The following is a 1,727-nucleotide window of genomic DNA, read 5'->3' on the forward strand; positions in this document are numbered from 1 at the left end:
GTTTTGTGAGAGTTTGAATATATAAATACTTACTCCTGTAAATAAAAAAAGCACCCCGAAAGGTGCTTAAAAACATTAATAATTTGCTTTAAATTATTTTACTGTAAATATTTTAAAGCTAAAAACCATAAACCTACCAATATTGATATATAGAATAGATATTTTAAAGATGCTTTAATAAAAAACATTGGATTTACTTCTGGACTCCTCTTAATAGCTATTAGTGTCCCAAGTATAAGTAAACCTAGTGCAATAATAAACACCCATGGGATAGAATCGGATAAATTTTCCATAATTTCAAACACTATTTATAACAGTTGTGTTTCTGCTCTAAGTATATTTTTAATTCTAACTGTTTTCGTTCCATTCTTCAAAGTCTGAAATTACATTTTCTAGATCCTCTAATATAGATTCTAATTCTTGAGTTCTAATTTCATAATTTTCTCCTGTTTCAGACTCTTGCCATTTTTCAGATCGATTAAAGTGTATATCTTTTCTCTTAGTGACTGTCTCTCTATTAAGCTAAAATCCAAATTAGAATCTCTTGTATTATTCCTAATGATACGATAGATAGTAAAATTATTGTAATTAAAGTGCCCCAATTAAATGAATCATTTTCCTTTTTACTCTTCTTGTATTCTTTTATAGAAGTATAAACTAAAAAAACTAAAAACAACAAAAAACCAACATATAATAAAGAAAAAGGGATAATATTCTCCTTTAAAACTTCAGTTCTCCCTTTATCGGTATTTATAGGCTTTTTATTAGTCATTTCAAAAAAAGATTCTTGATTTTTGACAGCCGTTTCATTAGTTTGTTGAAGCTCTTTTTCAACTCTAATTTGCCTCTCTTGAGGAGTTTCTAATATTTTTAGTTGAGTCTCTATTTTTTGATTTTCAACTTTTTCATAAGTATATATTACTCTAAAAGAAATACCCATTATCAAAAAAAGGGCACTAATAAAAATCCAGTGTTTTGTTTTCATAATCTTCAATGCTATTTGTAACAGTTGCAGTTCTGTTTAAAATTATTAATAACAAAGCAAGCCTTAAAATGACTTGCTTTGTTCATTACAAATTAACGTTTTTTATCTATTCTCTCTTTATAAGCTAAATAAAGAATTAATAGTATCAAACCTATCAATATAACTATAGTATCAATTACAGGAGTATTAAAGTAAATCTTATTCATCTTGTTTTCTTATTTCTTCATAATAAATTCGATATATATCTTCTATATCGATGTTATATATCTCTAGTGCATCTACAGTACTATCTATATCATTAGTGTATATAGCTTCATGATTATAAAGTTCTCGTCTAATAATTGAATCTATTCCGTTTTCTTTAATATCCTGTTGAACTGCCTTATTTAGTTTATCAAACATATCAGACTGTAACTGTTTAGCATTGTCTTTAGGACATATTAGTCCAGAACCTAGTGCAATATATTGCACTCCCTCTTTAGCCTGCTTCTCTAATTGTTCATTACTAAACGCATAAAAAGCTCCTGCTTTCTCAACTATATCACTAGTTGAATTTAAATAATCACTTAAATCTTTCATCTTGTTTTGTTTTGTGAGGATGCTCCTCGATTAATAAATTGATTTTTATTTTGTTTTACGTATGTACTTACGTACGTACGTATTAATTAAAAGGTTGAATTTCAATAAGTCAAAGAGCGTTGAGTTGTTTCTCTCTCTATTTCTATACTGCTAATATACGGCG

Annotated in this window: 2 protein-coding genes; both read right to left on the reverse strand. The window is 27.4% G+C overall.

What is annotated here, in order from left to right; translation table 11 throughout:
* Positions 1 to 517 precede the first annotated feature (517 nt).
* Positions 518 to 985: a hypothetical protein gene (locus tag HX049_RS18320; protein ID WP_286417818.1), complete on the reverse strand. Its 468-nt coding sequence runs from the start codon at positions 983 to 985 to the stop codon at positions 518 to 520.
* Between the two features lie 198 nt (positions 986 to 1,183).
* Positions 1,184 to 1,564 (reverse strand): DUF7659 family protein, encoded by a 381-nt coding sequence (locus tag HX049_RS18325; protein WP_286417819.1) that lies wholly within the window; start codon positions 1,562 to 1,564, stop codon positions 1,184 to 1,186.
* Positions 1,565 to 1,727 lie beyond the last annotated feature (163 nt).

It is taken from the genome of Myroides odoratimimus (assembly GCF_030326305.1).
GTDB classification, from domain to species: Bacteria; Bacteroidota; Bacteroidia; order Flavobacteriales; family Flavobacteriaceae; genus Flavobacterium; species Flavobacterium odoratimimum_A.